This is a genomic window from Corynebacterium glucuronolyticum DSM 44120 (assembly GCF_030440595.1).
Lineage (GTDB): Bacteria > Actinomycetota > Actinomycetes > Mycobacteriales > Mycobacteriaceae > Corynebacterium > Corynebacterium glucuronolyticum.
On record NZ_CP047452.1, the window covers coordinates 1,378,313 to 1,400,389 of the forward strand.

Annotated in this window: 19 protein-coding genes; 6 read left to right on the forward strand and 13 right to left on the reverse strand. The window is 61.5% G+C overall.

The window, feature by feature from the left end; all coding sequences use genetic code 11:
- Window positions 1-144: 144 nt before the first annotated feature.
- Genes CGLUCO_RS06240 through CGLUCO_RS06250 form a run of 3 tightly spaced genes read right to left on the reverse strand, consistent with a single transcriptional unit; the run spans window position 145 to window position 3,039 of the window.
- Entirely contained in the window at window positions 145-942 is a 798-nt protein-coding gene (locus CGLUCO_RS06240) for a polyprenol monophosphomannose synthase (RefSeq protein WP_084036255.1), read from the reverse strand.
- Window positions 943-961: 19 nt separating this feature from the next.
- Window positions 962-2,506: an apolipoprotein N-acyltransferase gene (gene lnt / locus CGLUCO_RS06245; RefSeq protein WP_084036256.1), complete on the reverse strand. Its 1,545-nt coding sequence runs from the start codon at window positions 2,504-2,506 to the stop codon at window positions 962-964.
- An 8-nt stretch (window positions 2,507-2,514) separates the two neighbouring features.
- Window positions 2,515-3,039, reverse strand: a complete 525-nt coding sequence (locus CGLUCO_RS06250; protein ID WP_084036257.1) for an FxsA family protein — start codon at window positions 3,037-3,039, stop codon at window positions 2,515-2,517.
- A gap of 43 nt (window positions 3,040-3,082) precedes the next feature.
- Here CGLUCO_RS06250 and CGLUCO_RS06255 point away from each other — a divergent pair, with 43 nt between their 5' ends.
- Complete coding sequence (locus tag CGLUCO_RS06255) at window positions 3,083-3,331, forward strand: DUF3253 domain-containing protein (RefSeq protein WP_084036258.1); 249 nt, start codon at window positions 3,083-3,085, stop codon at window positions 3,329-3,331.
- Here the strand turns inward: CGLUCO_RS06255 and cobN are convergent.
- Both cobN and CGLUCO_RS06265 read right to left on the reverse strand, forming a co-directional pair.
- Window positions 3,328-6,924, reverse strand: coding sequence for a cobaltochelatase subunit CobN (cobN, locus tag CGLUCO_RS06260; RefSeq protein WP_005390120.1), 3,597 nt, complete (start codon window positions 6,922-6,924; stop codon window positions 3,328-3,330). The genes CGLUCO_RS06255 and cobN overlap by 4 nt on opposite strands.
- Window positions 6,925-6,934: 10 nt before the next feature.
- Window positions 6,935-8,092 (reverse strand): alpha/beta hydrolase, encoded by a 1,158-nt coding sequence (locus CGLUCO_RS06265; protein WP_005393913.1) that lies wholly within the window; start codon window positions 8,090-8,092, stop codon window positions 6,935-6,937.
- 192 nt (window positions 8,093-8,284) lie between these two features.
- On the opposite strand from CGLUCO_RS06265, the gene CGLUCO_RS06270 reads away from it, so the two are divergent.
- From CGLUCO_RS06270 to CGLUCO_RS06285, 4 genes are all read left to right on the forward strand, one after another.
- Window positions 8,285-9,451 (forward strand): ferredoxin-like domain-containing protein, encoded by a 1,167-nt coding sequence (locus tag CGLUCO_RS06270; protein WP_005390117.1) that lies wholly within the window; start codon window positions 8,285-8,287, stop codon window positions 9,449-9,451.
- A 99-nt stretch (window positions 9,452-9,550) separates the two neighbouring features.
- Window positions 9,551-10,189: a precorrin-8X methylmutase gene (locus CGLUCO_RS06275; RefSeq protein ID WP_084036259.1), complete on the forward strand. Its 639-nt coding sequence runs from the start codon at window positions 9,551-9,553 to the stop codon at window positions 10,187-10,189.
- Complete coding sequence (cobJ, locus tag CGLUCO_RS06280) at window positions 10,190-11,719, forward strand: precorrin-3B C(17)-methyltransferase (RefSeq protein ID WP_084036260.1); 1,530 nt, start codon at window positions 10,190-10,192, stop codon at window positions 11,717-11,719. It begins immediately after the preceding gene.
- A gap of 40 nt (window positions 11,720-11,759) precedes the next feature.
- Window positions 11,760-12,116: a hypothetical protein gene (locus CGLUCO_RS06285; RefSeq protein ID WP_005390114.1), complete on the forward strand. Its 357-nt coding sequence runs from the start codon at window positions 11,760-11,762 to the stop codon at window positions 12,114-12,116.
- A 247-nt stretch (window positions 12,117-12,363) separates the two neighbouring features.
- Here the strand turns inward: CGLUCO_RS06285 and CGLUCO_RS06290 are convergent, their stop codons facing one another.
- The 5 genes from CGLUCO_RS06290 to CGLUCO_RS06310 all read right to left on the reverse strand — a co-directional run bounded on the left by CGLUCO_RS06290 (window position 12,364) and on the right by CGLUCO_RS06310 (window position 17,353).
- Window positions 12,364-13,500 (reverse strand): HNH endonuclease signature motif containing protein, encoded by a 1,137-nt coding sequence (locus CGLUCO_RS06290; protein WP_198481416.1) that lies wholly within the window; start codon window positions 13,498-13,500, stop codon window positions 12,364-12,366.
- A 63-nt stretch (window positions 13,501-13,563) separates the two neighbouring features.
- A complete protein-coding gene (locus CGLUCO_RS06295) occupies window positions 13,564-14,286 on the reverse strand; it encodes a cobalt-precorrin-6A reductase (RefSeq protein WP_084036346.1) in 723 nt (240 codons plus the stop codon).
- Window positions 14,274-15,047 carry a precorrin-4 C(11)-methyltransferase gene (cobM, locus tag CGLUCO_RS06300; protein WP_005390111.1) on the reverse strand — a complete coding sequence of 258 codons (774 nt, stop codon included), beginning with the start codon at window positions 15,045-15,047 and terminating at the stop codon, window positions 14,274-14,276. Before cobM ends, CGLUCO_RS06295 begins: the two co-directional genes overlap by 13 nt.
- A 3-nt stretch (window positions 15,048-15,050) precedes the next feature.
- Entirely contained in the window at window positions 15,051-16,244 is a 1,194-nt protein-coding gene (gene cbiE / locus CGLUCO_RS06305; protein WP_084036345.1) for a precorrin-6y C5,15-methyltransferase (decarboxylating) subunit CbiE, read from the reverse strand.
- A complete protein-coding gene (locus tag CGLUCO_RS06310) occupies window positions 16,241-17,353 on the reverse strand; it encodes a M24 family metallopeptidase (RefSeq protein ID WP_414437183.1) in 1,113 nt (370 codons plus the stop codon). The genes cbiE and CGLUCO_RS06310 overlap by 4 nt, the downstream gene beginning before the upstream one ends.
- Here CGLUCO_RS06310 and CGLUCO_RS06315 point away from each other — a divergent pair.
- Window positions 17,352-18,005: a trypsin-like serine protease gene (locus CGLUCO_RS06315; RefSeq protein ID WP_231286060.1), complete on the forward strand. Its 654-nt coding sequence runs from the start codon at window positions 17,352-17,354 to the stop codon at window positions 18,003-18,005. The genes CGLUCO_RS06310 and CGLUCO_RS06315 overlap by 2 nt on opposite strands.
- Here the strand turns inward: CGLUCO_RS06315 and CGLUCO_RS06320 are convergent.
- The 3 genes from CGLUCO_RS06320 to tatA are packed head-to-tail and all read right to left on the reverse strand — an operon-like array spanning window position 18,002 to window position 22,055.
- Window positions 18,002-20,656 carry a DEAD/DEAH box helicase gene (locus CGLUCO_RS06320; RefSeq protein WP_084036343.1) on the reverse strand — a complete coding sequence of 885 codons (2,655 nt, stop codon included), beginning with the start codon at window positions 20,654-20,656 and terminating at the stop codon, window positions 18,002-18,004. The genes CGLUCO_RS06315 and CGLUCO_RS06320 overlap by 4 nt on opposite strands.
- Before the next feature lie 42 nt (window positions 20,657-20,698).
- Complete coding sequence (gene tatC / locus CGLUCO_RS06325) at window positions 20,699-21,775, reverse strand: twin-arginine translocase subunit TatC (protein ID WP_005390099.1); 1,077 nt, start codon at window positions 21,773-21,775, stop codon at window positions 20,699-20,701.
- 25 nt (window positions 21,776-21,800) lie between these two features.
- The gene (gene tatA, locus CGLUCO_RS06330) at window positions 21,801-22,055 is read right to left on the reverse strand and encodes a Sec-independent protein translocase subunit TatA (protein WP_005390098.1); all 255 of its coding nucleotides are present in this window, start codon (window positions 22,053-22,055) and stop codon (window positions 21,801-21,803) included.
- Between the last annotated feature and the right edge of the window lie 22 nt (window positions 22,056-22,077).

Genomic DNA, 22,077 nt, shown 5'->3' on the forward strand with positions numbered 1-22,077 from the left:
TTCGCCCAGCTTTTTCCACGTCTGGGTGAAGGCGTTTTTGCTAAATCGCGTTCATAGGCGACCCGTGGCCAACGAAAAGTGAGGGCACCAATTTAGGTGACATGTCACCAATGGTACACTATCTTTGCGCCAGAGCGCGGGCAGCTACTCCTTGATGCGTGAGCTCACCGAGCTCAACGCATCTGCGGCCTTGGCGGCCAGCTGTGATGCCGCGTTGAGAGCCTGCTTGCCGCGGTGCTTGAGACCCCAGGCGGTAACGACCTTGAGGGAATCGCCAACAAACGAACCGTCAAGCTTGGACTCCCCCAGCTCCCGCTCGGTGAATGTGATGGGGACCTCCCGTACGTCGAAGCCCATCCGCAAACAACGGCGGGCGATGTCCGTTTGGAAGATGTATCCAGCGCTGGAAAGCTCGTCAAAGTTCAGCGCCTCTAAAACTTCGCGCTTGAAGGCGCGGAAGCCGGCCGTCATATCGGTCAGGCCGCCACCAAGCATGAGCCCGATGTACAAGTTTCCGCCCTTGGAGAGGATATACCGGTTCTTCGGCCAGTTGACCACCTTGCCACCCGGCACATACCGGGAGCCGATTACCAGGTCGGCACCGTTTTCAATCTCATGGAGGAGCTTCGGTAGATCCTCTGGAGCATGGGAGCCATCGGCATCCATCTGGCAGATGACCGTGTATCCGCGATCGAGCCCCCAGGTGAAGCCCTCGACGTAGGCGGCCAGAAGGCCTTCCTTTGCTGTGCGGTGAACAGCGTGAATACGTGGGTTCGCGGCGGCGAGTTCGTCTGCGACGTCGCCGGTCCCATCAGGGCTGTTGTCGTCGACGACGAGGAGATCTGCCTCGGGGACAGCCTTCATCAGACGGTCGGAAATAAGAGGCAGGTTCTCGCGCTCATTGAACGTGGGGATGATAACCAAAGTGGTGTTGTCAGCCATAACCACTAGGGTACTCCTGTTACAGTTGGGCAGAATGAGCAGGCACAGTGGTCAGTGAGAAGGCGTAGGTTTCCGGACGGCGATAGCAGATCGCGCACCCAACAAGCGCCAGCAATCCGAGCGAAGTGAGGATCCACTCGAGGGCGCGTCCCCACTGCGCGGCGGGTGTGAGTCCCTCCTTCAACGGCAGCGTTGCCACAAGCTGATCCTGGGTAAAGATATCTGTCTGGCTGATCACCGTGCCATCGGGGGCGACAATGGCGGAGACACCACTGGTGGCGGCAACAACCACTGCCCTGTCCAATTCCATTGCGCGGAATCTGCTCATCGCCAGCTGTTGGTACGTCATGTCGGTAAAACCAAAGGTGGCGTTATTAGTAGGGGTAGCAAGAATCTGTGCGCCGGCGCGGACCGCATCGCGGTAGGCGGCATCGAATGCGACCTCGTAGCAGGTTGCTACACCGACGGCGACGGGTTGCTCAAGCTGTGCCGCGACCATGTGTACAAGCCCGTTTCCCGTACCCGGCTTGAAGTTACCGGCCTGGTCCACATAGGAGGAAAACAGCCGGAAAAAGGACCGGAAAGGCATCCATTCACCGAACGGCTGGAGGTACTTCTTGTGGTGGTACTCCCCTGTACCAAGCTTCGGGTCGAAGACAACCATCGTGTTGCGGGGCCCAATCTCATCACGGGTGATGGTGCCAACGAGGATCGGTGCGCCGACAGCATCAACAGCTTCTTCGATGAGCTCCCGAGCCTGTGTGTCCGCAAACGGGTTGACGTCTGAGGAATTCTCGGGCCAGATGACCATATCCACCGGCTGACTGAGCTTTTTCGTGGACTCGACGTGGTTGGCAAGGACTGCCCGCTGCTGTGCATTGAAGTCGAGACCCATCCGGGGGACGTTGCCTTGGATCGCGGCAACGGTGACGGCCCCTGTGCGCGTGTTCCCCGGGTTTGTTAGGGGAAAGGCGCCAAGTAAGACTGTGGCGACGGTGACGAGGGCGATGACTCCCGCCAGGTAGCGACGTGAAAAGAGGAGGACGAGGCCGAGGGCTGCGGTGACTGCCGCTGCCGTGACCAAAGCCGGTCCGCCGAGGGGCGCGAGGAGGGATAACGGCCCGTCGACCTGTCCCCACGCGAGGCGCACCCAGGCGAAACCGCCGAAGGGCCAGGAGCTGCGGAAGAATTCGACGGCGACGTAGAAGAGTGGGAAGAACAGGCTGCCGATGCGCGAGCGCAGGAGGATAACGCCACCTGCGCCGATGAGAGCACCATAAAGGGCTTCAAAAAAGGACAGTGCCACGAACGGAAAAGCGCCGACGAATTCCCCCACCCACGGCAGGAGAAACAGATAGCAGGCGAAAAAGTGGGCGAAGCCGAGGAGCGCTCCCCACCTCTTCCCCACCTGTTCCCGGCCCCAGGGACTCAGGGCGGCGATGAATAGCGCCACGCCGACAAGGGCGAGCTCCCATTGGCCGTGGGGCTCGTAGCCGAGGTAGGCGAGCCAGCCGCCGAACGCCGCGAGGACTAGCCGAAGTACTGTGTAAAGTGCAGTTTTCATGGTAGAGGCTAGCGCCAGCCGTTCTCCTCTTCCCATTTCTTGATGTCCTCGGAATCGATAACGCTATCGTCATTGACGACGTTTTGGTCGCTGCCAAAGCTTCCGAAGCGGGTGTCTTTTTGTCGTTGACCAGCAGCCCCGAACGGCGAGAAACCGGGCTGAGTGAACACCTGGTAGGCCATGTTGTCCATGCGTTCTTGCAGTTTCCGGGCGATCATCCGGCGGGCGACAGAGCGCGTTGGCCCGAAAATAAGAAGTAGGCCGGCAACCGTCGAGAGGTAGCCAGGCAGGGCGAGCAGTGTGGAGCCGACCATGATCAGCCCGTTGTCGCCGAGGACCGCACCGGCATTTTCCTGGCCTGCAAGCGCGCGAGAGGTGATCGAGCGCATTTCCACCATCGATAGGATAATTCCCAGGATAAAAAGGAAGCCGAGGCCGACGAGAGCCCACCCGGCTCCCACCAGGGACGCGATGCCCCAGAAGGTCAGGCCTTCGAGGAGGACGTAGACAAGAAATAAAATAGCGAGATTCATTGCTGTCCATCATAGCGATGGACGATGCGGTTATCCTTACACCATGGCTGTTTCTGACGCGGATATCCGGGAAACCATCGCAGAATTGCTCGCTCGCAGGGATCCGGACAAGACGATCTGTCCGTCGGAGGTCGCCCGCGCGCTAGGCGGCGATCAGTGGCGGGACCTCATGGAACCGGTGCGCGCCGTAGCGGGTGAGCTGGCCGCTCGTGGCGACGTGGTGGTAACCCAGAAGGACCAGCCTGTTGATATCGCTACGGCGCGCGGACCTGTCAGAATCGGGCGGGGTTAGTCCTCTTCGTCCTCGCCCTCGGCTTCCGCTTCCATGTCGAGGAAGGTCTGTTTCAGGGTATCGATGTCCTCGGGGCGTGGGTTTTCCCAGAGGCCACGGTCGGCGGCCTCAAGAAGCCGCTCGGAAATGTCGCGGAGTGCCCACGGGTTGGATTCCTGGAAGAAGTCCCGGTTCTCGCGGACGTAGCTGTCTGTGAGCTTTTCGTACATCCAGTCGTCCATGAGGCCTGTCGTGGCATCGTAGCCGAACAGGTAGTCCACGGTGGCACTCATCTCGAAAGCGCCCTTGTACCCGTGCTTTTTCATCGCGTCGATCCACCGCGGGTTGACCACGCGGGCGCGGAACACGCGACGGGATTCCTCATGGAGCGTGCGGGTCTTCACGCGCTCGGTGCGTGTGGAGTCGCCGATGAATGCGTCGGGGTCTGCACCGGTGAGGTGGCGCACGGTGGCGACCATCCCACCGTGGAATTGGAAGTAGTCGTCTGAATCGGCAATGTCGTGTTCGGCTGTGTCGATGTTCTTGGCGGCGACGGAGATGCGTTTGTAGGCGGCCTCCATATCGGCGACGGCCTTTTCGCCGTTGATGCCGCGTCCGTATGCGTAGCCACCCCACTCGGTGTAGACGGCTGCGAGGTCTTCGTCGCCGTGCCACTGGCCGGAGTCCATGAGCTGGAGCAGGCCGGCACCGTAGGTGCCTGGTTTGGAGCCGAAGATGCGCTTGACGTGGCCGGTCGATCCGGCAGCGTTGGCGCGGATGTAGTTGGATTCGGCGGGTTCGTCGAGGCCTGCGACGAGCTGCACCGCATCGTCGATTAGCGAAAGAACGTGGGGGAACGCATCGCGGAAGAATCCGGAAATGCGGACGGTGACATCGATGCGCGGCCTGCCGAGCTCCTCCAGCGGAATGACCTCGAGGCTCGTGACGCGGCGGGAGCCCTCGTCCCACACGGGAAGAACACCGAGAAGCGCGAAGACCTCGGCGATATCGTCGCCGGAGGTACGCATCGCGGAGGTGCCCCACACAGACAAGCCGACGGATTGCGGGTACGCGCCGTCGTGGTCGGATTGGTAACGCTCGATGAGCGAGTCTGCGAGCAGCTGCCCTGTCTCCCAGGCAAGCCGTGACGGGATCGCCTTCGGATCGACGGAGTAGAAGTTGCGCCCCGTGGGGAGGACATTGACAAGCCCGCGCATGGGAGATCCGGAGGGGCCTGCGGGGATGAACTCGCTGTCCAGGGCGCGGATAATCTGGTCGACCTCCCCCGCCGTCTCGTTCAGCCGGGGAACCATCTCCTCGCAGGTGAAGCGGAGCAGTGCACATACCGCATCCTTGTCGCTTCCTGTCGGAAGCTCGACACCGTCCACGACATCGGCTACGGCCGTGGCATCGAAGTCGCGCTCATCGAGGTCTGTAAGAAGCTTTTCGACGATCAGTTGCGTCCGGTCAGTCTCCGTCCGCTCCTCACCGTCATCCTCAATATCAAGTCCTAGTGCTTGACGGATGCCAGGCAACGTCTGCGTTCCTCCCCACAGCTGACGGGAGCGCAGCATGGCGGCGAGGAGCTCAATGCGGGTGTGACCTGTGGGGGCTTCGCCGAGGATGTGGAGCCCACCGCGGATGGCGACGTCCTTGATCTCGCACAGCCAGCCGTCGACGTGCATGAGCATGTCATCGAAAACGTCCTCGTCGGGGCGCTTGTCCCAGCCCAGATCCTTGTCCATCTTCGCTGCGGTGAGCAGCGTCCAAATTTCCTGGCGGATAGCCGGCAGTTTGGATGGGTCAAGAGCAGTGAGGTTCTGGTGTTCGTCGAGGAGCTGCTCCAAGCGGGTGATGTCGCCGTACGTCTCCGCGCGGGCCATGGGAGGAATCATGTGGTCGATGAGCGTGGCATGGGCGCGACGCTTAGCCTGCGTCCCCTCGCCGGGATCGTTGACAAGGAACGGGTAGATCATCGGCAGATCCGCAATCGCCTGGTCAGGGAAGCATTCCGCAGACATGCCGATCGTCTTCCCCGGAAGCCACTCGAGGTTACCGTGCTTGCCCATGTGAACGATGGCATCGGCACCGAACTCCTCCCGCAGCCACAGGTACGTGGCCAAGTAGTGGTGCGTCGCGGGCAGATCAGGGTCATGGTAAATACCGACGGGGTTATCCCCGAAGCCACGAGGCGGCTGCACCATGACCACAACATTGCCAAAGCGGAGGCCGGCGACGTAGATGTCCTTCGTCTCCGGGTGGACGTAGAGCTCACCGGGCGCCTCGCTCCAGGCCTCCACCATCTTGTCCTGCATGGACTGTGGCAAGGTAGCGAAGTATCGCCGATATGTGTCGGCGGACACCCGCAGCTCGTTCTTCTCCATGACCTCCGGGGTCAACCATTCTGGATCGTGCCCGCCGGCAGCAATGATAGCGTGCATCAGCGCATCGCCGTCGAGATCCGCATAACCGGGGATCTTCGCGGTATCACCGAGGTCATAGCCCGCCTCCTCCATGGCGTGCAAGACTCGCAGGGTCGATGCCGGCGTGTCGAGGCCAACCGCGTTGCCGATGCGAGCGTGCTTCGTGGGGTACGCCGATAGCATAACGGCGATTTTCTTGTCCTTGTTTTCCTTCAACCGCAGCATGGCGGTATTGACGGCAATGCGAGCTAGACGCGTACAACGCTCGGGGTCTGCGTGGTAGGAAATTAGTCCGTCGGCTCCGTACTCCTTGAAGCTGAAGGGAACCGCGATGATGCGCCCATCGAATTCGGGTACGGCGACCTGGCTTGCCACATCGACAGGAGACAACCCCTCGTCGGAGTCCTGCCACTGGTCGCGCGGTGTGGTCAGCGCCAGTCCCTGGATAATGGGGATATTCATCTGCGCGAGCTGCTCGACGTTCCACGCCTCGTCGTCACCTCCGGCACCAACACCTGCCGGCTTGGCCCCACCAGCCGCCAGCACTGTCGTGACGATGGTGTCGCATGTTGCCAGCACCTCAAGCAAAGCCGGATCGGGTTGGCGGAGGGATGCCGAGTACACGGGCACCGGCACTCCCCCATTTTCCGTGATGGTCTCAGCGAGCGCGTGCACGTAGGCCGTGTTGCCGGCGAGCTCCTGTGCGCGGTAGTAGACGATACCAATCCGGGGGCGGCCGGCTGCGGGTTTCTCATAGCCAGCCAGGTAGCCCCACATGGGCAGGTGAACAGGGGCTTCGAAGCCGTAGCCGGTAAGGAGAATAGTGTCTGACAGGAAGTAGTACAGGTTGGCGAGGTTCTGGGGCGCGCCTTCGGCGAGGTAGGTGTGAGCCTGCGTCACCACGTTGGAGTTGACGGTGGAAATGTCGGTCAGTTCGGCGTCGACGGCAAGCTCGCCGGACACACACACCACAGGCTTTCCAGTGGAGAGAACCGTTTTCAGGCCAGTCTCCCACGCGCGCTTGCCTCCCAACAGTCGGACGATGATGATCTCCGCCCGCTCGCACAGATCGGTGAGTCGCTGCGGGCTAAGACGAGTCGGGTTGGCTACGTCGAAGTCAACATCGGGTTCCTCGTTTGCGACAGTGGCGGAGAGGAGATCCGTGTCGGAGGTGGAAAGCAAGCAAATCATGATATTGAGTTTACTTAGGTTTGCCTACTGTTGAAAGCAACCAGTCGGCATGCCGAACGAGCGTGGTGAAGTACGGCAGATTGTGGTTGATGGAGGTCCGCCCCGGAACGTCGATGAGCTGGGATTCCCAGTAGGTGACCGAGTCGGATTGGGCCTTCCACGTCGCTGCCAAATGCCGTACTGGTTGTACGGGAATGACATCGTCGTGCGCGGAACCCCACAAAAGGACGGGTGCCGATGGAGCCATCCCGGTGCGCCCGAGCGTCTGCCTATCCAGGCTGGCCCGGACAGCTGGGGCATCGCCGTCCGCGACGAGGTCCATGAGTCTCTTGCCCGATACCGTCCAGGAGGCAGTGGAGTGATAGCGCGACATGGCAAGCATGCCACCGGCACACGTTGCTAGGTTGATTCCGATTTCGTGCAGACCAACCTCATTAAACATGGAGGCTAGCTCAACGAATTCCGCGTCACCCTGTGCGGCGAGGCCGGCGATGGCGTAAGACAAGACTCCCACGAGCATTCCCCCGTCGATGTAGGCCACCACCTCGTGCAAATTGGCGGGAGGAGCGCCGGCGACGGCACCGGCCACCGTCACATCTGGTGCATACGTTGGCCGTTCCAGGGCGGAGCACACCGCCCCGCCGCCTTGTGAGAATCCCCAGAGGCCGACGGGTGAGCCCGGAGCCACACCGAGGTAACGGGCGGCCCTGACGGCATCGATGAGCGACTGCCCAGATGCGATGTGATCGCAGTAATACTGCATGCCTGTGTCGGGATTGCGTGGGTAGTCCGTGAAGACAACGTTCGCCCCGCAGGCAGTGAAGTAGTTGAACGCGGGCTGCTCGTAGGCGGCGACGAAGTCAAATGGGCGCCCTGGGAGAAACGTAAACCCGAGGGAGAGTGACTGGGACGGATCACAGTGGCGGGCAACCCCCTGGGTTGCCGGCGCGATGGCGATCGTCGGTCGAACACCAGGGCCATCCCAGGGCATCGTCGGGCAGATGAGCCCACCCGTTGCGGTTTGCCTATTGCCATGAGAGTCTGTGGTGACAAATTCCATCCGCTCGACCCGCGCCGGGACGCGAAAAGGATTGCCCTCCGGCGATCCCAATCCGGCGAATCCGGTTTCGGTGTGACGAACAACCTGACCTGGTGTGAATCCTGACACAGATTCCGCTTCAACAAAGGTTGGCCTAAGTTCAAAGGGGCCTGACCTGGAAACTTCCGGTCTTTGCAGGTGCTCGCCGTGCAGTCGTCGCCAAGCGCGACTCAGTATCAGACGTCCGATGTCTAAAGACCCTCCGGCGAGGACTTTGGCGGCTGTGTCCAAGGAGTGGTTCATGTCTCCACCTTATCTAGAATGAGTCTTATGAAACCTGTTTCGACCCTTGAAAATTCGTTTTCCCTCGGCGACCGCGACCGTTCAGACGGTTGCCCGGGCGCACAAAAGATGCACCATGCCAATGATGGTGCCATCGGCCGAGTGCGCGTTGCAGGCGGACACCTTACGCCTGCCGGGTGGAAAGCTCTCGCCGCCATGGCGCGCGACCTCGGCGACGGCGACATCCACATGACCACCCGCGGCAACCTCCAGATCCGCGGCATCAGCGACGAGGATACCTTCACCCAGGAGGTCATCTCCTCCGGTTTCCTCCCCTCCCGCGCCCACGACAAGGTTCGAAACATCATCGCCTCCCCTATGGATGGGGAAATCGCCGATCTCGTCCGCGAGCTCGACCGCGCCCTCCTCGCCTCGGAGAAGGTCACGGGCCTGTCCGGGCGCACCCTCTTCGGGCTTGACGACGGCTCCGCCACCATCTTCGCCCACGAAGTCGATTTCGGTGCCATCCGCGTCAACGACGTGTTCTACCTCGTCCTCGGCGGCACCCTCACCGGTGTCCAGATGAACCACGACCAGGTTGCAGCCTCCATCGTGGCGATCGCTGAAAAGTGGCAGGAGATCCGCAGCGATGCCTGGCGTGTAAAGGAACGCCCCGAAAAGCGCAACGACCTCATCCGCGTGCTTGACGGTGAAGTCACGTTCACGGCACCGCCGAACATTCCCCCGAGCCACGACCGCCCGATCGGCTGGATCGATGGCGAAAACGGTGTCACCCTTGTGGGAGCCGTCCGCTTTGGTGTCGTACCCGCCGACCTTGCCGATCTGATCGCCGCCACAGGAAAGAAGTCGACGGTGACCCCGTGGCACCGAATTGTCATCCACGGCTTCACCGAGGCCGAGGCCGAGGAGGCCGTCAAGCGTCTGGCCCCCGTCGGCATGATTTTCGATGCCGACTCCCCCTGGCTTCGCGTCACCGCGTGCACCGGCCTACCCGAGTGCCAAAAGGGCAAGTCCAATACCCGCCGCGATGCCATTCAGCTGGTGGAATCCGGCTCAGCCCCGGAGGGCCTCGTCCACTTCGTGGGCTGCGAGCGCCGCTGTGGGCACCCGCTCGAGGACCACACCGAGTACCTCGCCACCGGTGACGGTGAATACGAGGTCAACAAAGTTAAGCTCAGCTGGTAACTGCCCGCATATAAGCCGTCGGTAATGGCCGGCGGCTTTTGCGCGCTTAAGATATAAACCGGCGACACAGCCAGGCAGAGACGTGAAGAAAGCAGACAGATGGCATTTTCCTACATCACCGACGGTAACGAGATCTACCGCCGATCCTTCAGCATGATTCGCTCAGAATCGAACCTTGAGCGTTTCACCCCCGAGCAGCAGACTATTGCCGTACGCATGATTCATGCTGCGGGACAGACCGATCTTGCCGATGACATCGAATTTTCCGCAGGCGTTGTCGGCGCTGCCCGCTCCGCGCTGGAAGCGGGCAAGCCAATTTTTACCGATGTCACCATGGTGGCCACGGGTGTCACCCGCAAACGCCTGCCAGCCGATAACCGTGTGGAGTGCCTCCTCGAGGATCCGCGCACAGTGGACCTTGCACACGAGCTTGGCACCACTCGTTCCGCCGCCGCAGTCGAGCTGTGGGATCTCGCTGGCGCTGTTGTCGCCATCGGAAATGCCCCCACTGCGCTCTACCATTTGCTGAATAAGTTGGAGGACCCGCATGTCCCCCGCCCCGCCGCAATCCTCGGCATCCCCGTCGGCTTCGTGGGTGCCGCCGAATCCAAGCGTGCGCTCGCCGATGTTGCCTCTGGCCTTGGTGTGGAATTCATCACCGTACATGGGCGTCGCGGCGGCTCAGCCATTACGTGCGCCGCGCTCAACGCGTTGGCCACTAGCAAGGAAATCATTTAAGTGAATAACACCTCTTCTCCTGTCCTCATTGGTGTGGGCGTCGGCCCCGGCGACCCGCAGCTGCTCACTCTCGCCGCAGTAGATGCCATTTCGTCTGCCGATGTCGTGTGCTACCACGCCAAGCCGGGCGGTTCGTCTAACGCGCGGGCCATCGCCGAACAATTTTTCACTGCGGGACAGATCCATGAGCTCCTTGAGTACCCAGTGACAACGGGCTCGCATCCCGACGGCTACACGGCGGCACTTGCCCAGTTCTATTCGGAGGCATCTGAGCGGTTGGCAGCTCACCTCGATGCAGGGCGCACCGTCGCCGTCCTCGCCGTCGGCGATCCCATGCTGTACTCCTCCTACCAGCATCTCAGTAGGCTCCTTGCTGATTACCCGCAGCGCATCATCCCCGGTATACCCTCCGTCACCGCTGCGGCCGACGTGCTGGGCACCCCGCTCGCAGAAGATGAGGATGTGTTGTCCATCATCCCGGCAACTCTCAGCGAGGATGCTCTGCACGCCAGCTTGGCTACGTGCGACACAGCTGTCTTTATGAAGCTCGGCCGCAACTTTGACAAGGTTAAGAAGGTGCTCACGGAACAGGGACTGGCAGAGCGGGCCTACGTTGCTGTCCGCGTCGGCATGGACGGGCAGAAGGTTCTTCCACTCACCGAGGCGAACGCCGAGGAGATCCCCTACTTCGCCGTCGCCGTCGTTCCCACCCAGCTTGTCGATGCCCCCGTCTCCCCCGAACCCGGCAGCGTCACCGTCGTCGGGCTCGGGCCTGGTGCTGCCCGCTGGACAACCCCAGAGGTTTCCCGCGCACTCCGTGAGGCGACAGACATCGTCGGCTACACCACCTACGTCAAGCGTGTGCCAGAGCGAAAGGGACAAGTCCGACACTTAAGCGACAACAGGGTTGAGGCGGAGCGCTCCGAGCATGCCCTCCAGCTCGCCCGTGAAGGCAAGCGCGTTGTTGTCGTCTCCTCCGGCGACCCCGGCGTGTTCGCCATGGCGACCGCCGTCCTTGAGGTCCAGCACACTCGCGGCTACGAGGATGTTTCGGTCCGCGTGCTGCCGGGGATGACGGCGGCCCAGGCCGTTGCTTCCCGGGTCGGTGCTCCTCTTGGCCATGATTTTGCCTTGATCAGCCTTTCCAACCGGCTTAAGCCGTGGGACCAGGTGGTGACAAGGGTTCGCGCCGTTGCCGGTGCGGACATGGCCATGGCCATCTACAATCCCGCCTCCAAGAAGCGCACATGGCAGGTGGAAGAATTCAAGAAGATCCTGCTTGAGTACCGCACGCCGGACACCCCCGTGATCGTCGCCCGCGCCGTCGGCGCGCCGGAGGAAAAGGTGACGGTGACCACCCTAGGGGAGCTAGACCCGCAGGTGGTGGACATGCGGACGATGCTCGTCATCGGAGCGTCGACAAGCGTGAGCTTTACGACGGTCGACGGCACGCGCGTATACACCTCGCGTTACTACGGCACGCCCGAGTGGGGTGAGAAGCCCGCAGATTTCGATGTAACAAAAAGGTAACGTATGCTATAGAATTACGTTGAAATAAGGAGGAAAAGCTATGGGAACCGCCACCAAGAAGATTATCGCCGGTATCGTCAGCGCCAGCATCATCGCCGGTGCGACACCGGCAACAGCGGCCAAGATCTATCCCAGCCTGCCGGAAAGTCAGCAGCAGTCATCCAGCGAGGTTGACAGCGATCTCGGCTACACTGCGGCATCCAAGAATGAGTCATCGGAACTCCGCAACGTTTCAAGTGAACTTGGCGACACGAAGACCGACAAGTGGTTCCGTGGCCTCCCCGAGTGGCTACAGCGTTTCCTCATGACGCTCGCCGTGTCAGCCACCGTGCAGGCCGTTCTTCTCGCTCTCCTCGGTCCGATCCGTGGCTGGGTGTACCGCACCTTCAACGTCTAAGTATTACTTTAACACCCCGCTCAGGCGGGGTGTTTTTGTATTTGGTCGGGGTAGTGGTTGTGGGAATGCGTGTGTGCTAGCAGCATCGGGAGCGTGAGCGTGCGAAGGGAACCCCTGCTGAGAGGGTTGCGTTTTGAGCAGTGTCGTTGCCCCGCCGGCGGGAGCGCGGACGGACCCTGCGTGGGGTGTGTGCTTTTCGACGTGCGGAAGGAACCCCCTGCTGAGGGGGTTGTATTTCGAGCAGTGTTTAGCTGTTTAGTGCGGTCATTTTTCGTGCTAGGCGGATGGCGCCGCCTTGGGCGCAGGGGTGCATGTTGAGTTTGGGTTTGCCGCCGAAGGCGGGCACCCACATGTCCAACCCATCAATTTTCTCCACATGCCCATGCAGGGGACGGTCCCGATCATCATCGTTTCGCCCATTGTCATACGGGCACAGCATCGTCAGGTTGGAGGTTGTTGTTTTCCCACCGTGTTTAAAAGCCACCACATGGTGCGGCTGGCAATAATCTGCACCGACCCCGCACCCATCGGCCACACACACCGGGTTAATAAGCCGGAGCACCTGACGCTGATACGCATCAGCAAACCGGGCATCCGGATCCTCTGGATCCAGGCGGAACAACCCCAGGTCTTCACCGGTGATGTGGTTGACAGTCAGGGCTAAACCGAAGGCGGTGATTTGGACTTGGGTGAAGTCTTTGACTTGCATCACCGACCCGTCGGTAAGCGATAAGGCGGCGTGTGCGCGTTCTGCGGGGGTCACCCCCAACACGTCGGGGTTAAGCGGCACGATGACAGCGGGGGTAACGGTTGCGACTTTGCCGGTGGCATTGCCCAGAATCAACTGGCAGATGGCGTCTGCCAGGTCGAGGTGTTCCTTTTCGGCGTAGGCTTTGGCGGCGTTTATAGCCTGGGTGACCAGGTGGCTGGAGGTGCGTACGCACAGGTCTTTCATGGTGGAGTTTTTCACCCGCCTCGTCGACACCGCCTTCTTCGGGTTCTCCACCCCCGTGCCATTGATCGCGGCCAACAGTTCTTTGGCGCGGTGGCCTATTGCCGCCTGGTCGGCGGGTTGCTGCAAAAGGCCGATGCGGAGCTGCCAGGCGTTGTTTTTGTTTTTCAGTTTGGCTACGTGGCGTTCGATTTCCCGCAGTGATTCCAGTGTGTGGTGGTTAGCACTAGACCGCGCCCGGCAGCGTTCCTGTTTGACGGTGGCGCTGGTGGTGCCGAAGTAGATGCCGGATAGTTTCTTAATCACCCGGGCGTGTGCCGGGTCGGCACCACCGCGAACAAGTTTTGCAACAGACCAGCCTTGGTACACCCCAAGGATGGTGTTCATTGAATCAGCGTAGAGGCGTAAATAATCCCCCCGAAATGTTTCCATACCCCGCACACTAACGCGGGGCAGGAGACATCGCATGACAAATAGGGGGTACACTACCCCCGGCTATGGGAGGGCGGCGATCGCGTCCGCAGCCGTGTGTACGAGGTTGCCTTCTGCCGGAAGCGGTGGGCGCTGCACAATGATGACGGGGATGTGCAGGTCCCTCGCTGCCTCTAGTTTGGCGTGTGTGAGGTCCCCGCCGGAGTTCTTCGTTACCAGTGCCTCTATGCCGTTGGAGTGGATGAGATCCTTTTCGCCGTCGATGGTGAACGGTCCGCGGGACAGGAGGATGTCGTGCTGTGGAGGGAGGGCAACCTCAGGCGGGTCTACACAGCGGATGAGGAAGCGGGTGGAGTCGCAACCGGCGAAGTGGGCAAGTTTTTGCCGGCCAATGGTGAGCAGAACGGTGCTAAACCGTGCGGATTCGGCAGCCGCTTCGTCCATGGAGGACACTTCGATCCAGGTCTCCCCCGGTTGTTTTTCCCACGCCGGCCTGTGCAGGTGGATGAGGGGGGTGCCTGTTGTCGCGCACGCCGTCGCCGCGGACTGCGAGATTTTTTCGGCGAAGGGGTGCGTCGCATCGAAGAGGACATCGATGGAGTGCTCACGAATCCACTCTGTGAGGCCTTCCGGCCCGCCAAAACCGCCGATGCGCACCTCGCCCACGGGCAGTGCTGGGTCCTTGACCCTGCCGGCCAGTGAGCTGATGACATAGTCGCCGCGACCGACAAGGAGAGCCGCGAGGTCGCGGGCTTCCCGTGTGCCGCCGAGGATTAGTGCACGCATGGGATCGTCCTTCCGTGCTCATCGCGTGGCCGGTCGTCGGAGTAGAGGAAGCTATCGGGGAACTGCGTGGCGGAAAGCACGGGTCCGACGATGATGACGGCGGTCCGGGTGATCTCTGCTGCGGCGATGTCTTGGGGTAGCTTTCCGACGGTCGTACGTACCACTTGCTCATTGTCGCGTGACGCGTACGCGACCACGGCAACCGGGCAGTCGGTGCCGTAGTTGGGTGCGAGCTCATCGGACACACGTTGGGCATCATGGGCAGCCAGGTGGATGACGAGCGTCGCCCCGGACTTACCGAGGGTATCAAGGTCCTCCCCCGCGGGCATTTTCGATGCGCGTCCGGATACGCGGGTCAAGATGACGGTCTGCCCAACGGTGGGAACCGTGAGCTCGTGGCCAAGTGTTGCCGCAGCGGCGGCGAAAGCCGGCACGCCAGGTACAACTTCATAGTCAATACCGAGCTCCGTAAGACGCCGCACCTGCTCAGCAAGGGCGGAATAAACCGAGGGGTCGCCAGACTGGAGGCGGAGCACGTCAATGCCCTTGTCGTGATAGGAAGAAATGGTCTCCATGATGGAATCGAGGGGCATCCGCGCCGTATTGATGAGCTCGCAGTCGTCCGGCGTGGACTCCAAAACGCTTTCCGGAACGATGGAGCCCGCGTACATGACAACGCGCGCGTTGCGGATCAACCTATCTGCGCGAACGGTGAGGAGATCAGCGGCACCGGGGCCGGCGCCGATGAAATAAACAGTCATGGTTTAGCTTTCTGTCTCTTTGACCGCCACCCATTGGATGACAGGGAGGGCGGGTTGCAGTGTTGTAAAACGTCCCACAGCGTGGTGTTTGCTGATCGCCACGCTTGTCAGTTCGCCACCATAACGTGAGCACAGCTCCACGAGCCTGCCGACGGATTCCAGTGTGACTGCGTGGGCGACAATCCTTCCACCGGGAACAAGCGCGGCGTAGGCGGCATCGACCATTTCTTTATCGCTGAGCCCACCGCCAATGAACACGGCATCGGGGCGTTCAGTGAGACCAGCAATCGACGTTCCGGCATCACCGCGGGATACAGAAACACGGCGGGAGACGCCGAGGCGCTGTGCATTGTCTTCAATCCGGGTTGCGCGCTCTTCGTTTCTCTCGAAGACACGTGCCGAGGTGCCCGGAGTCGAGCGGCAGAATTCGATGGCAATCGAGCCTGCTCCCCCGCCGATGTCCCACAGGTGCTGGTTGGGTAACGGGCGCAGGGCAGTCACGCCATGGACGCGCACCGCCTGTTTGGTGAGCTGACCGTCATTGAGAAATTGATCGTCGACAAGCCCGGGCAGCGCTGACTCCTGCGGCCCGGACGGCTCAACAGCGGTGACCACGAGGGAAGAACCGGGCTCGGGCGGGGCGGCGACCGTACCGTGGGTGATGGATTCCTCGGTACCACCGAGGTCGGCGAGAGCAGTGAGCGCGGAGTTCCCGTAGTCAGACCCCAGAGCAGCGGCGACGGCGCCGGGGGTACCGAGCACCAAGAATCTGCGACCGCTTTGCACAAGCGGCACAACCTCGTCGGGGTGGCTCGTGGTCAAGCTCACCACGGGGGTGTCCTCCACCGTCCAGCCGAGACGGGCGCAGGCGAGCGTCGCCGAGGAGACGTGGGGATACACGGTGAAGTCTGCGCCGGGAAGCTCACGAAGAAGAGTGGTACCTACCCCGTGGAAAAGCGGATCTCCAGATGCCAGGACGGTGACCTGTGCGCTGGCCGGAAAGGAGCCGAACAATGGCGCGATGCCGGGTGCGAGCGGACGGGGCCACGTGTGCGTATCCGCGTGCGGATTGAGAGCGGACACCATGTCCAGATGGCGCTGTCCACCGACGAGAATATCCGCCGTTGAGATCGCCTGCCGGGCGCGGGCGGTTATCCCGTGCGGACCGTCGCAGCCGATACCGACAATGGTGATCATGAGCGCGGCGTGTTGTTCAGACGCTCGCAGCCATCGGCGGTGACCACGACGATGTCCTCAATGCGGGCGCCGACGTTGCCCTCCAAGTAGATGCCGGGCTCGACGGAGAAGGTCATCCCCTCTTCCAGAGGCATATCGTTGTCGGCGATGATGAACGGGTCCTCGTGCTCGGACAGGCCAATGCCGTGGCCGGTCCGGTGGAAGTACGCATCGCCATAGCCGGCCTCGGCGATGATGTCGCGGGCAACCGCATCGATGTGTTCTGCCGTTACTCCCGGCATAATCGCCTTCACGGCCTCCTCCTGGGCGCGCTGGAGGACGGGGATGAACTTCTGGTAATCGGCGCTCGGCTCAGCCCCCGGCACAACGAACGTGCGCGTGCAATCGGAGTGGTAACCGGGGCCGACGGTGCCGCCGAGGTCGACGACGACGACATCGCCCTTTTCCAGGACGCGGTCGGAGAAGTCGTGGTGCGGGTTCGCGCCGTTGGGGCCGGAGCCGACGATGATGAAGTCCACCACATCGTGCCCCTCGAGGATCAGCTTTTCAATGTCCGCAGCAACCTCCCGTTCGGTGCGACCGGCGACAAGCAGCTCGGGTACCTTGTAAAAGACTTGGTCAATTGCTTGCCCCGCCGTGCGCAGCCACTCGATTTCCTCGGGATCCTTGCGCATGAACAGTTCCTTTAGCACGGTCGTTGCCAGAACGAACTGCGCGGACGGTAGTTTCTCGCGGAGCTTAAACAGGTGGTCGGCGGTGATTGAGGAGCCGATACCTACCTGGCCGGTCACGCCGCCACCGAAAATGTCGGTGGCGAGCGCGTACGGGTCCTCACCATCCGCCCAGCCAGCAATGTCGATATCCATCTGTCCCACCGGGGAGCGTCCGAGTTCGCCCTTGTCCACGCCTGGGGCGACAAGACGAGCAGTGCCGTCTGCGGCGATGACCAGGGCGGTGAACCGCTCGTGGGAGGAAATCCAGCTGCCGGTGAGGTAGGCAAGCTCAGGACCAGTGCCAATAATGACACCGGCGAGGTGACGCTTAGTGAGCGTCTCGCGGGCCTGGTCGAGTCGCCTCTGGTACACGGAATGGTCGAACGTTTCAGTCATGCCTGTCATTTTAGCCACCGCAGTGCGGTCCTCGGCTACCCTGGTGGGCATGGTGTATCCGTACCTTGTCACGTTATCGGCCGTCCGCCGGTCAGGCGGTTCCACGCGTCGAACGACATGTGTGGGTTCGGTCATCGGACACAACCGCACGGGGGCTGTCGTACTTACAGTGGCGCACTTCTTTGACACCGTCAGCGCCGCAGACACCCGGCTGAAGCTGGAGGCGACGGGGACATACCGGCGGGCGATGAGTGTGGACAAACTTGCCGGTACAGACCTTGCCCTGGTGACCACCAACGCCAAGTTTTCTGCGGATCCCCACCCCTACTACCCGCCCCTTTCTCCTGCCCGCCTGCGTCCACTGACGCGCGTGCTCACCGTCGCTCGGGAGCCGATCCCCGGTACCGTGATCACGCCGGTGGTGGTCGGTCTGGGAACTCACATGCGGATCCGTGTGCGCACCGGCGCTCTCGTCGCCCCGGACCCGGGCAGGAAGGTGCATCTCGGCGATTCAGGCAGCCCCGTGCTCGCCGACGGACGGATCGTCGGCGTGCAATCGCTGGTGTTCAACCCCTGCAGAGTCAACACCGGCTTGTCGACGATCGCCTGCGTGCGTCCGCACCTGGCACGCATCGCGCATGCGGTGAGCTAATCGCCTACGGCGACGACACCGCGTCGAATAGCGTCGATAGCCTGGTTCGCGTGGCGGGTGATGTCGGAGGTGTACCCCGTCTTGGCCACCTGCTCCAGAACATCAATGACCCGCCGGCACGAGCGGACAAAATCGCCCGGCGTGAGCTCAGCTCCGCTGGCGGCTGCCGCCTCCAATGCGTAATCGAGCGGGGCTCCGGCCACCCACTGGTGCATGGCCAAGGCGAAACCCGGCTCCGGCTCCCGCGACAGGGCGAGCTTGTGGCGCTGCTCATCACTGGAAAGCTCGGTGTAGATGCGCATCGTGTTGTTCATCGCCGTGGCCATCCTCTCGGTCGGCGCACCGACCCGCCCGCGGACTTCCTTGCGGTTTTCGAACACGGTCATGGAGACAACGCCGGCTAGCTCCGCCGGATCCAACTCGTCCCAGATGCCACGCTTCAGACACGAGGCGATGAGGAGATCGGATTCGTTGTGCAGCAAGGCGAGGCGCTGGCCCTCGTCGGTGACAGTCGGGTTCTCCCCTGGCGTGATGTAGTCGAGTTCTGCCAAAAGATCCAGGATGCGGTCGAAAGTCTTGCCCAAAGTTTCGCGGGCGGGCGAAACAGCAGACTGTAAGTTATCCCGGCGTCGCTCCTCACGCATGAGCTGCTCACCGAGCCGTGCGTAAGCATCGCGGTTTTCCCAGTTGTGGGCCGGATGCGTGCGGATCGCCTCCCGCAACGCCTTGATCTGCGGGTCTTTCTTCGTCCTCAGACGGGGCGCACGAATCTTCTTGGGCCGCGGGTAGTGGCCGTGTTTGAGCTCATTATCCACCCACCGTCCAAGCCTGCCATGGCGAGGCAGATGCGTGTGCCCAACGGTAATGGGCGGGACCGGGAAGTCCTCCGGCGAGACCCTCCCCTTCCAGCCACCTTGCTGAATGATCTGCGGCCGCGGATCGTTTCGGCGGTGCGCCGGGTCAATGACGACGGCGAGGGTTGTCTTCTTCCCCGGAAGCGCGATGACATCGCCCTTCTGCAGCTTCGCCAGGACCGCCGTGGCCTCCTTCTTCCGCTCGACGACGAAGTCCTTCTTCGCCTTCCGCTCGGCATCGGTGAGATCCGCGCGCAGCTGCATGTACTCGAGGAACTCATCTACGGGGCCGTCGATCGCCTGCTCAAGTTGGGTGTGCAGCTGCTCGACCGCGCGACTAGCCTTTTCCAGCTCGTGGGCCTTGCCGACGACCGACTTATCCGCCTGATACTGGGCGAAGGACCGCTCAATGATGTGCTTGGCGTTGGCGTAGCCGATGGTGTTCAGCAGGTTGACCGACATGTTATAGCCCGGGGAGAACGTGGAAACCAGCGGATACGTGCGAGTCGAGGCGAGTCCGGCCACGGCTTCGACATCCATCGTCGGCTCCCAGACCATGACAGCGCGCCCCTGCGTATCGATGCCACGCCTCCCGGCACGGCCTGTCAGCTGGGTGAACTGCCCCGGTGTGAGGTCGACGTGCGCCTCCCCGTTAAACTTCACCAGGCGCTCGAGCACCACCGTTTTCGCCGGCATGTTGATCCCCAAGGCGAGGGTTTCGGTGGCGAACACTGCCTTCAGCAGTCCCTGGACGAACAGTTTCTCCACGATGTGGCGAAATGCAGGAAGCATACCAGCGTGGTGGGCAGCGAATCCCCGGGTGCAGGCGAGCTTCCACCGTTTGAAGCCGAGGACCTCGAGATCCTCCGGCGGAATCTCCTCCACGCCCTCATCGACGATCTGCGCGATGCAATCCTTGTCTTCATCTGTTGTGAGGTCAAGACGAGCCCCGAGGCACTGGGCGACGGCACCGTCACATCCTGCACGGGAAAAGATGAACGTAATGGCGGGAAGCATCCCCTCCCCGCCGAGCAGGCGTAGCACCTCTGGCCTGCCCAGAGGCTTATAACGACGATCTCGGTCGGTTTGTCCCCAGCCGATTGGCTGTTCGCCTTGGTGGGAGATCGCGCGCTTAACTTGGCTACTGATGCGTGTGGAATCTGCGTTGAACAGCGGACAGAGCTGGTTCCCGACGAGCAGGTACTGCGTCAGCGGCACCGGCCGCACCTCGGAGACGATGACATCGGTGGTGCCCCGGACCTCCCCGAGCCACTGACCAAATTCCTCTGAGTTCGATACCGTCGCCGAAAGCGAGACAATGTTGACGGACTCGTCGAGGTTGAGGATGACCTCCTCCCATACGGCGCCGCGGTCGCGGTCCGAAAGGTAATGCACCTCGTCCATGACCACATAGCCGAGCCGAGCCAGTGCGGGCGAATCCGCGTAGATCATGTTGCGCAGAACCTCGGTCGTCATGACGACGATATCCGCCCCGCTGTTGATGGAAACATCGCCGGTGAGCAGCCCGATGCGCTCTTCTCCGTAGGTGTCTACGAGGTCGTGGTACTTCTGGTTGGACAGCGCCTTGATTGGCGTGGTGTAGAAGCACTTCAGCCCCCTGCGCAGGGCAAGGAAGACAGCGAATTCGCCGACGATGGTTTTGCCGGCACCAGTTGGCGCGCAAACGAGCACGCCGTGGTCGCTTTCTACACTGCGGCAGCCGTCGACCTGAAATTCATCGAGGGGGAAGAGCTGGCGTGCAGCGAACTCGTCGAGCATAGGAAACGCATCAGTCATAGTTCCCAAACTACCAACTACTAGCTCGGACGCGAATTCTAGCTAGAGAACATCGTCGAAATCGCCGGGCTCCCGCTTATTAAGGGTTCCGCGCTTGTCCGCACCTTCCATGTTCCGTGGGACTGCCCGTGGCTTGGGAGTGCCTCCGGCATAGTCTTTCACCCGGCGAGCCTTGGGATTGACCGGGATCGGCTTCGCGATCTTCTCTGGACGCGGAATGGGGGCTGCGATCTCGTCTTGGGACTCGTCTAGCGGTGAGGCCTCGTCGTCTCCCCACTTCTCGCTTTCCTTCTTGCGACGTTTATCGTTGATGCGCGTGAATTGGATGGAAATCTCGACGATGATGGTGAGAGCCACGGAGAGGATCAGCATAGAGACCGGATCCTGGCCGGGGGTCATGAAGGCCGCAAAGACGAACAGCCCGACGATGATGTAGGAGCGCTTGTCCTTGAGATCCTCGTAATCGACAAGGCCGGCGATATTGAGCATCGCGATGACGAGCGGCAGCTCGAAGCTCACGCCGAAGATGACGAGGAGTCCGAGAACGAAGTTGTAGTACCTCTCGCCGGAAAGTGCCGTGATTTGGACCTCGGAGCCGATGGTCAGCAGGAAGCTGAGGCCGTAGGCGACAACGAAGTAAGCCAGCACCGCGCCCGCGACAAACAGCGTCACAGCTAGCGAAACGAAGGTAAACGTCCAGCGACGCTCGTTTTTGTGCAGGCCGGGGGTGATGAAGCCCCAGATTTGGGAGAGCCAGACGGGCGAGGAGAAAACGAGCCCCGCTAGTGCGCCAACTTTCAGGCGCAGGAGGAACATCTCAAAGGGGCCGGTTGCCAGGAGGCGGCAGTGACCATCGCCGGAGAAGTCCGCGCGTACCTCGGGCGGAAGGCTGCAGTATGGTCCACGAAGGATCTCTCCGAGGGTAGGCACTCCGGGGATGGAATGCTGATACCACAGGAACCCGATGACAGTGCTGATCGCGAGAGCGACGAGCGAGATGAACAGTCGACGGCGGAGCTCGTTGATGTGATCAACGAGGCTCATTGTGCCGTCGGGGTTCTTCTTCTTTTTGCGTCGACTCCGCGTGCGCTTGTCGTTAGCGGGTGATTTCTGGCTCATAAATGTAAAAGGAAACTGATTCTATTTACTGGTTGTTCTGGGCAGGGTTGCCGTACTGGCCCTGTTGGGGCTGCTGGTACTGCTGCTGCGGCTGTTCAATCGCCTGCTGCTGCGGAGCAGCAGAATTATCGGTCTCGTCGTTTTGCATCTCCTTGACCTCGGACTTCATGATGCGCATGGAGCGACCAAGGGAACGAGCGAGTTCAGGAAGCTTCTTGCCTCCGAAAAGTAGCAAGATGACAAGGACGATGATGGCGATTTCAGCTGGTCCAAGACTCATGGTGTTCTCCTGTGTGAGGGGT

What these genes read in the sequence shown, in the direction of transcription:
- CGLUCO_RS06250 (WP_084036257.1), bottom strand. Translation starts at nt 3,039, where the DNA reads ATGAATCTCGCTATTTTATTTCTTGTCTACGTCCTCCTCGAAGGCCTG.
- CGLUCO_RS06255 (WP_084036258.1), top strand. Translation starts at nt 3,083, where the DNA reads ATGGCTGTTTCTGACGCGGATATCCGGGAAACCATCGCAGAATTGCTC.
- CGLUCO_RS06275 (WP_084036259.1), top strand. Translation starts at nt 9,551, where the DNA reads ATGGCATTTTCCTACATCACCGACGGTAACGAGATCTACCGCCGATCC.
- cobN (WP_005390120.1), bottom strand. Translation starts at nt 6,924, where the DNA reads ATGATTTGCTTGCTTTCCACCTCCGACACGGATCTCCTCTCCGCCACT.
- CGLUCO_RS06295 (WP_084036346.1), bottom strand. Translation starts at nt 14,286, where the DNA reads ATGCGTGCACTAATCCTCGGCGGCACACGGGAAGCCCGCGACCTCGCG.
- CGLUCO_RS06285 (WP_005390114.1), top strand. Translation starts at nt 11,760, where the DNA reads ATGGGAACCGCCACCAAGAAGATTATCGCCGGTATCGTCAGCGCCAGC.
- cobM (WP_005390111.1), bottom strand. Translation starts at nt 15,047, where the DNA reads ATGACTGTTTATTTCATCGGCGCCGGCCCCGGTGCCGCTGATCTCCTC.
- tatC (WP_005390099.1), bottom strand. Translation starts at nt 21,775, where the DNA reads ATGAGCCAGAAATCACCCGCTAACGACAAGCGCACGCGGAGTCGACGC.
- cbiE (WP_084036345.1), bottom strand. Translation starts at nt 16,244, where the DNA reads ATGATCACCATTGTCGGTATCGGCTGCGACGGTCCGCACGGGATAACC.
- CGLUCO_RS06290 (WP_198481416.1), bottom strand. Translation starts at nt 13,500, where the DNA reads ATGGAAACATTTCGGGGGGATTATTTACGCCTCTACGCTGATTCAATG.
- CGLUCO_RS06315 (WP_231286060.1), top strand. Translation starts at nt 17,352, where the DNA reads ATGCCTGTCATTTTAGCCACCGCAGTGCGGTCCTCGGCTACCCTGGTG.
- CGLUCO_RS06240 (WP_084036255.1), bottom strand. Translation starts at nt 942, where the DNA reads ATGGCTGACAACACCACTTTGGTTATCATCCCCACGTTCAATGAGCGC.
- CGLUCO_RS06310 (WP_414437183.1), bottom strand. Translation starts at nt 17,353, where the DNA reads ATGACTGAAACGTTCGACCATTCCGTGTACCAGAGGCGACTCGACCAG.
- tatA (WP_005390098.1), bottom strand. Translation starts at nt 22,055, where the DNA reads ATGAGTCTTGGACCAGCTGAAATCGCCATCATCGTCCTTGTCATCTTG.
- lnt (WP_084036256.1), bottom strand. Translation starts at nt 2,506, where the DNA reads ATGAAAACTGCACTTTACACAGTACTTCGGCTAGTCCTCGCGGCGTTC.
- CGLUCO_RS06320 (WP_084036343.1), bottom strand. Translation starts at nt 20,656, where the DNA reads ATGACTGATGCGTTTCCTATGCTCGACGAGTTCGCTGCACGCCAGCTC.
- CGLUCO_RS06270 (WP_005390117.1), top strand. Translation starts at nt 8,285, where the DNA reads ATGAGTCTTATGAAACCTGTTTCGACCCTTGAAAATTCGTTTTCCCTC.